Origin of the sequence: Mediterraneibacter sp. 210702-DFI.5.30 (genome assembly GCF_020560115.1) — a bacterium.
Taxonomy (GTDB): domain Bacteria; phylum Bacillota; class Clostridia; order Lachnospirales; family Lachnospiraceae; genus Mediterraneibacter; species Mediterraneibacter faecis.
On record NZ_JAJCME010000069.1, the window covers coordinates 1 to 273 of the forward strand.

The 273-nt window shown below is 48.0% G+C and carries 1 protein-coding gene; it reads left to right on the plus strand.

Going from position 1 to position 273, the window contains the following annotated elements; translation table 11 throughout:
• Window positions 1-107 precede the first annotated feature (107 nt).
• Window positions 108-273 (plus strand): bifunctional hydroxymethylpyrimidine kinase/phosphomethylpyrimidine kinase (locus LI126_RS16345; RefSeq protein ID WP_227165672.1); only part of this gene is annotated, 166 nt, incomplete at its 3' end.

Below are 273 nucleotides of genomic sequence, written 5' to 3' on the forward strand. Positions count from 1 at the left end.
GGTCTTAGCGGACATGTCTATTAATTGTGAAAGCGATATCACAACTGCGGCTAATCGAATTTTACATGACTTAGGGCCCCAAGTGGTCATCATTAAAGGCGGGCACATTGGAAGATGCAACAGATTATGCTTTCACTAAAGATGGTAGCGTCCGTACGTGGACAAGCCCCAAATATGATACGGTGCATACTCATGGTACGGGCTGCACCTTCTCTGCAGTGATTACGGCGGAACTCGCTAAAGGGCGAGACGTCATGGATGCCATCGGTATTG